The following is a 7108-nucleotide window of genomic DNA, read 5'->3' as shown; positions in this document are numbered from 1 at the left end:
GCTGTCTGCGCGAGGTTGCCGGGATGAGGAAAGGGGAGAAGAAATTGATGCAGGCAGGGACCATCGGGCCCCCTGCCCTGCCGCCGCAGATCAGCCGACCCGGTCGAGGAGCTTCTTGGCGCGCCCTTCCATGTCGAGGCGGGCATCCTGCTGGGTCTTGTCGCGCGCAAGCCGCGTGATGCCCTGTACGAAATCGAAGATGCTCTCGGGCGGGCGGCCCTCTTCCATCAGCACCTTTTCGATGATCTTGCCTGACTCCGCCTTCGAGAAGCCGCGCTTGCGCAGGAAGTCATCCCGGTCCTCATCCGTGCGCGCCACGATCTGCTGCCGCGCCGCCTTGATACCGTTCACGAACCCCTGCGGCGAGGAATTGGCGAACCGCGTCAGCGCCGGGGCCGCCTCGTGGGCAAAGCGCGAGGCGGCATACTTCGAGTGGCGGATCTTGATCTCCTGAAAATCCTCGACGCCCCAGAGATTGCCGTTCTGGCACACCGCCCGCAGGTAGAAGCTCGCCATGCCGAGGGTTTTCGCGCCCACCTCGGAGTTCCAGCAGTAGAAGCCCCGGAAGTAGAGGTCGGGGGAGCCGTCGGGCAGCCGACCCGCCTCGATCGGGTTGTGATCATCGACGAGGAACAGAAAGACGTCACGGTCTGAAGCATAGAGCGTGGTCGTGTCGCGGCTGATTTCGACATCGGGGTTGTAGACCCCGGTCGACCAGTCGAGCACGCCCGGCACCTTCCAGCGCGTGTCGCCGGTGCCATTACCCGCGATGCGCTGCACCGCCTCGACCAACTCATGGTCGTGGATGCGGCCATAGTAGGGGCCGGTCACGGCGCGCAGTTCGGTCCGGCCGTCTTCCGTCTCGAAGGTCTTCACCTGCTCTGCGCGGTGGTTGGTCACGCCATATTGCAAGTTGATGCCCGCCAGCGGCGCGGGCAGCTGGCGCAGGTAGGAGGCCGGAGCACCGACAATGCTGGCGAGCTGGCCGAAGGCCCAATGGGTGGGTGCAACCGGTTCATGTGCCTTCGGCAGCATCAGGTGCAGCCTCTCGGGGTTGTCGCGGGCAGCCTCGATGCGGATGTCGGCGGTCTGCACCACACGGCTGCGGCTGCGCTCGGACCGGCCCTTCACACTCGTCCAGAGATCATCGAGCGACAGATACCGCTCGTCATCGGGCCGGTTGAACCATTCGGACGACACCCGCCCGTTCCGTTCACCCCGGCGCACATCCACCTTCCAGCCACCCGCCCGCGTCGGTGCGACCGGATCCAGAACTTCCACAATGCCCATCAGCGATCTCCCGCGACGGGCGCCGGGAGCCACTCTCCCAGCCCTCGACCCGTCACCGGGAAACCGGCACTCCTCTTACTCTGGCTGACGTGAAGGGCGGAAAGCGGACGTTCAATTGCATCCGGATATTGAGCGCTCAATTCATAGAGCTGTCGGAGTATGCCGTCCAGAACAGCACAAGATAGCCATGTTCGGTGCGTCTCGTTGCCCGGGCGAGGCCATCGACAGTTCATGGAGGCCTGCGCAGCAAATGGCGCTGGCCCCAACCTTTCGACGGCCATAGCCATGGCTCAAGCAATAACGAGTTTGGGTCGGCTTTCACCGAAGAAGCTTGTCCGGATCACCTATCTTGTGGCCGTGAAGACAACCACCTAGTTCGAGGCAAGAGGTGGGTGCTGGGCGGCCATGGTCTGAAACGCATGGGCGGCCCGGACCAGCCGGTCTTCGGCCAATGGAGTTGCGACCAGTTGCACGGCCAAGGGCAGTCCTTTGGCGGTCTGGCCGCCCGGAAAGGTGATGCAGGGGGCGCCGGACAAAGTGAAGGGGCAAGTGAAGCGGTGGAGGGCATCAATCAGGCTGCGGTCCATGTTTTGGGTCTGTGCAAGGCTTGGCGGGGCAAAGGGCAGGACGGGAATGGCGACCAGATCAACCTGCGACAGGGCTGCAATCAGGCTGGCGGAATAGGCGGTGCGGCGGTCTTGTGCGCGTTTCCGGTTCGCTTCCGGTTGGGTCTGGCCGTGCCGGATGATCGCGGACAGGGCGGCCGAATAGGTCTCGCTGTGCCGCGCAAAGTTCTCCGCATGCACCCTTGCGGTTTGTGACGCGCAGATATCGTACCAGATGTCCACCACATCAGGCAGCGCCGGCAGCGAAACCGGCCGCAGGATTGCGCCCTGCTCTTGCAGCACCCGAGCGGCGGCATGGATGGTTGCTGAGACCTCGGGCGCGACGCCCTCTTCGATCCAGGCCGGGTCAAGGCCGATGGTCAGACCGGCAACCCCCTGACCGAGCGCAGCAGAAAGCGGCGTGACAGGGCCTGCGAGGCTGGTCGGGTCCAGCGGGTCAGGACCTGCGATCACGTCATACAGGAGGGCGGCATCGGCGGCGTTGCGGGCAATCGGGCCGATATGATCCAGCGTGCCTGCCAGTTCAAAGACGCCATAGCGGCTGACCCTTCCCCAAGTGGGTTTGAGGCCGGTCACACCGTTGACCGCGCTTGGCATGCGGATTGACCCGCCGGTGTCGGAGCCGATGGCACCATAACCCAGCGCGGCACTCACCGCGACCGCACTGCCGCCGGAGGAGGCCCCGGGCCAGAGGTCCGCTCTCCAGGGGTTCACCGGCGGGCCATAGGGCGCGAGGTATTCGCCAAAGACGCCTTCGGCCACGTTCTGGGTGCCGATCACGATGGCCCCGGCCTGTTGCAGGCGGCGGATAACGGTGGCGGTTTCGGTGCAGATTTGTTGGGCGCGGCTTGGCATGCCTGCGGTCATGCGCTGACCGGCGATGGCAAAGATGTCCTTAACGCCGATGGGCACACCATGCAGCGGGCCAAGGCGGCCGTTCTGTCGACGCAACGCATCGGCGCGGTCAGCCTCGGCCAAAGCCTCGTCGGCGAAGATTGTAATGAAGGCGTTCAGGCGCGGCTGAAGCCTTGCGATGCGGGCAAGGCAATCCTCGACCACTTGGCGGGCCGACAGATCACCTGCCGCAATCAAGGCGGCGATTCTGCGCAGATCAAGCCAATGCAAAGGGATGCTCATGCCCGCGCCTTGGGTTGGGGGGTGCGGCCCGGCGAACGAGGGGCCGGGCCGCATCCGGGATGTTACTTCTGCAGCGGAACGTCGGCCAGCTTCATGTCGGTGGCACCCTTGCCCGCTTCGGCGACGTTTTCAAAGGTCACAAGGGTCGAGGCCACGGTCAGCGGCGTCTGGGCGGCCTTGGGGTCCTTCATCGCGGTTTGCAGGGCCAGGATCATGGCCAGACCCGAGGCGAAGTTGTTCGGGTCCCAGGTGCCGGTGAGGCGGCCTTCGGTGATGGCGGTGATCGCATCGGGGTCGGCGTTCAGGCCGAAGATCATGATGCCATCGGTACCAGCCGAGCCATATACCGTCTTGCCTGCCGCCAGAACCGCGGACGAGACGCCCAGGGCGCTGGCGTCGTTATAGGTCCAGAACACCTGCACCTCGGGTTTACGCAAGAGTTCATCCGCTATGATCGTCGCGGCATTGGCCTGGGAATCCTTGGTGTTGTCGATCTGGTCGATCACCTCAAGTCCGGCGGCCTTGGCGGCGGCGGTGAAGCAGGCGACGTTGGCCTGGATCGAGGGCACGGGCGGGCCACCCACGACCACGACCTTGGCGCCCGGCAGTTTACCCGCGATCCAGGCGGCCTGTTGGTCATAGGCTCCGCCCGGGGTGCAGACGTTGGTTGCCCACCAGACGGTGTTGGTCACGCCTTCACCGGTCGAGTTCAGGCCGATCACCGGCACGCCCGCCTCATTGGCGCGCGAGAAGGCGCCAGCGACGGCGTTCGGGTCCAGCGACCAGGTGGAAAATCCATTCAACCCCATGTTGAGGAAGGTATCCACATGGCTGACCTGCGCATCGGCCGAAAGATTGGCGTCCAGCAGCTTGTAGTCCCAGCCAAGCTCTTTGGCACCCGCTTCCATGCCGGCGCTGATCACTTGCTGGCCGGGCTGCGCACCGATGGGCGAGATATAGCCCACGGTTTCCGCCATGGCCGAACCGGCCATCAGGAGGCCCGAGAGCGTCAGCCCGATTGTCAGTTTGGTTCTTGTCATTGTCGTCTCCTTGTCAGGGTTCATCTGTCTTGCCCGCACCGCCGCAAACCGGCGCGGGATTTACGCGTCAGGTCCGGTCGGCCTGTTTGCGGCGTCGTGAAAGTTGGCGCAGTCCGCCGATCCAGACGGCTGCGATGAGGATCAGGCCCGAGACCATGCCCTGCCAGAACGAGGACACGCCCGAGAGCGTCAGGCCGTTCTGCACCACGCCCAGGAACAGAACCCCGACCATGGTGCCAAAGACCCCGCCTTCGCCGCCGGTAAAGGCGGTGCCCCCGATCAGCACGGCGGCAAGCACCGTCATCAGGATCGTCGGGTCCACATCGGCCGAAGCCGAGGTCAGCCGCCCGATCTGTACCAGCGAACCCAGCCCGGCGGTCAGACCCGCGATGATGAAGATCGCCATCACCACCAGGGGCACGTTGATGCCGTTCAGCCGTGCCGCCTCGCGGTTGGAGCCGATGGCATAGACCGCGCGGCCAAAGGCGGAATAGCGCAGGATGCCGCCCATGATCAGCAAGAGCACGAGGTCAAAGATCAGGATGACCGGGAAGGGGCCAAGGCTGCCGTTGACGAAGGCGTAAAGCGGCTTGAAGGCCGGGTTCGAGTAGACCGAAATCGAGGTGCCGCTGTTCAGGATCAGCGCGAAGCTTTGATAGATCGAGAGGGTGCCAAGCGTGACGACCAGAAAGGAAATCCGGACATAGGAAATCAGGAAGCCGTTGATCGCCCCCAGAAAAGCCCCAAGAAGCAGGATGGTCACGATGGCCGGAACGGTCGAAAACCCCGCCACCAGGATCAGGCCATAGACCATCGAACAGGCGGCAGCGAGGCTTGCGACCGACAGGTCGATGGCACCGGCAATGATCACATAGGTGGCACCCAGGGCCAGCACGAAGACCACGCTGTTTGACTTGATGATGTTCATCACATTGGCCCAGGTGGCAAAGACCGGCTGGGTAAAGGCCAGAAACAGCCCCACCAGCAGGATCGACAACAAGGCCCCGAACCAGGGCGCATGGGTCAGCCGCGTGAGCGCGCTCTGGCGGTGGGCAAAGCGATCCGCCGCGCGGGAATTATGGGCGTCTTCGGCGCTCATGCCGGACCTCCGTCCTTGGGTTGTGGGGGATCGGGCAACTGGCCGGCCACGGCGACATGGGCCAGCATTTCCTCATCCGACGCAGCGGCATCGAAAATGCCGCGCAGCTCGCCTTGAAAGAACACGGCGATGCGGTCGGCGACGCCCAGAAGCTCTGGCAGTTCCGAGGAGATCATGATCACCCCGGCCCCTGCAGCGGCGGCATCCTGCAACAGCCGGTAGATTTCGGCCTTGGCCCCGACATCAATCCCGCGGGTGGGTTCCGACAAGACCAGAACCGAGGGCGCGCGCGTGAAGCTGCGGCCCAGAACCACCTTTTGCTGATTGCCACCTGAGAGCGTTGAAATCGGCACCGCAGGCGAGCTTGCCGCCACGCCGTAATCCTTCATCGCCGCCCCGACATCGCGCGCCTCGGCCCGCGTGTTCAGCAGCCCATAGCGCGACAGCCGGTCGAGCCAGCCCAATGCAAAGTTCTCGCGCACCGAGCGGACCAGCATCAGGGCCGCGCCCTTGCGGTCATCGGGAACAAAGCCGATCCCCGCCGCGATGGCGCGGCGCGGATCGCCCAAGGCAACTGGCTTGCCCTTGATGCGGACCTTGCCATGGCTCGGGATCGCGCCACCCAGCGCCTGACCCAACTCGGCCTTGCCCGAACCCACGAGCCCCGCCACACCGAGAATTTCTCCCTGCCGCAGGCTGAAACTGGCCGGTTGCAGCGCGCCGTCCGGGGTGGAAAGGCCTTCAACCTCCAGCACCGTGGCACCGGGTTCGATCGGCCGCTTGCCGTAGAAATCCCCGATCTCGCGGCCGACCATAAGGCGCACCAACTCGCCCGCGCCGGTCGCGGGCAGGGGCACCTCGGCCACCAGAAGCCCGTCGCGCAGCACGGTCGCCACCGAAGACACCGCATAGATTTCGGGCATCCGGTGGGTGATCATCAGAACCGCCGTGCCCTTGTCGCGTTCCTTGGCGATCAGCGACAAGAGCCGCGTCGTGGCGGCTTCGGACAGCGAGCTGGTCGCCTCATCGAGAATGATCAGCCGCGCGCCGGTTGACAGGGCGCGGGCAATCTCCACCTCTTGCCGCAGTTCGACCGTCAGGTCCGAGACGCGGGTCTGCGGGGGCACATGCACGTTCAGCCGCTCAAGCGCTGCCGTCGCCTCGCGCTGCAGGCGGGGCAAGTCGACAAGGCCAAGACGATTGCGCGGCAGGCGGCCAAGGAAGATGTTCTCGGCCACCGTCAGCGTGGGGGCCAGCGTCAGCTCCTGGCTGATCATGACGATGCCGCGCGCGATGGCATCGGCGGGGTTTTGGAACTGGACGGGCTGACCGTCCAGCAAGATCTGTCCGCCGTCGCTGTGGGTCAGCCCCGCCAGAACCCGTGCAAGGGTCGACTTGCCCGAGCCGTTCTCACCGGTCAGGGCATGAACCTCGCCCGTGCGCAGCGTCAGGTCCACGCTGTCCAGCGCCCGCACCCCGGGGAACCGTTTGGAGATGCCCTTCATCTCGATAAAGACGTCACCGCGCCTCATGTGGCACCCCCCGGCACAAGGGCCAGCACCCGCAAGGGGCTGCCGGAACCTTCATGCACCTTCAGGGGTGCGGCGATGATGGCAGCACCGGTGGTGGGCAGAAGGTGCAGGTTGCACAGGCATTGCAGCCCATAGCGCCCGGCCCCGTGCAGATAGTGGTGCGCCGGATAGGGCGGCTCGAAATCGCCCGCTTGTCCGGCATCGGTGCCGATGGTTTCGGTGCCAAAGCCAAGGATGCCGCGTTCCTCGACCAGAAACCGGATCGCCTCGGCATCGGGGCCGGGGGTATGGGCGCCGTCGTCGCGCAGATTGGCATAGTCCGCCCCGTGGCGGCGCGACCAGTCGCTGCGCATCAGCACCCAGGACCGGGCTGGGATCAGGCCG

At 65.1% G+C, this 7108-nt stretch carries 6 protein-coding genes; all 6 read right to left on the bottom strand.

The features are described 5' to 3' along the window. Window positions 1-90 precede the first annotated feature (90 nt). Complete coding sequence (locus JNJ68_RS15445; RefSeq protein ID WP_294983439.1) at window positions 91-1290, bottom strand: DUF932 domain-containing protein; 1200 nt, start codon at window positions 1288-1290, stop codon at window positions 91-93. 371 nt (window positions 1291-1661) lie between these two features. Further along, window positions 1662-3053: an amidase gene (locus tag JNJ68_RS15440; protein ID WP_294983438.1), complete on the bottom strand. Its 1392-nt coding sequence runs from the start codon at window positions 3051-3053 to the stop codon at window positions 1662-1664. 62 nt (window positions 3054-3115) lie between these two features. Continuing rightward, on the bottom strand, window positions 3116-4093 hold the full coding sequence (locus tag JNJ68_RS15435; protein WP_294983436.1) for a sugar ABC transporter substrate-binding protein: 978 nt from the start codon (window positions 4091-4093) through the stop codon (window positions 3116-3118). A gap of 67 nt (window positions 4094-4160) precedes the next feature. Further along, window positions 4161-5192, bottom strand: a complete 1032-nt coding sequence (locus tag JNJ68_RS15430; RefSeq protein WP_294983435.1) for an ABC transporter permease — start codon at window positions 5190-5192, stop codon at window positions 4161-4163. Continuing rightward, entirely contained in the window at window positions 5189-6724 is a 1536-nt protein-coding gene (locus tag JNJ68_RS15425; protein ID WP_294983433.1) for a sugar ABC transporter ATP-binding protein, read from the bottom strand. The genes JNJ68_RS15430 and JNJ68_RS15425 overlap by 4 nt, the downstream gene beginning before the upstream one ends. Further along, on the bottom strand, window positions 6721-7108 hold a 388-nt coding region (locus JNJ68_RS15420; protein ID WP_294983431.1), incomplete at its 5' end, for a cyclase family protein. The genes JNJ68_RS15425 and JNJ68_RS15420, both read right to left, overlap by 4 nt.

Origin of the sequence: Tabrizicola sp. (assembly GCF_016793705.1) — a bacterium.
In the GTDB taxonomy this organism is placed as follows: domain Bacteria; phylum Pseudomonadota; class Alphaproteobacteria; order Rhodobacterales; family Rhodobacteraceae; genus Tabrizicola.
This window is presented reverse-complemented; position numbering and strand designations above follow the sequence as displayed.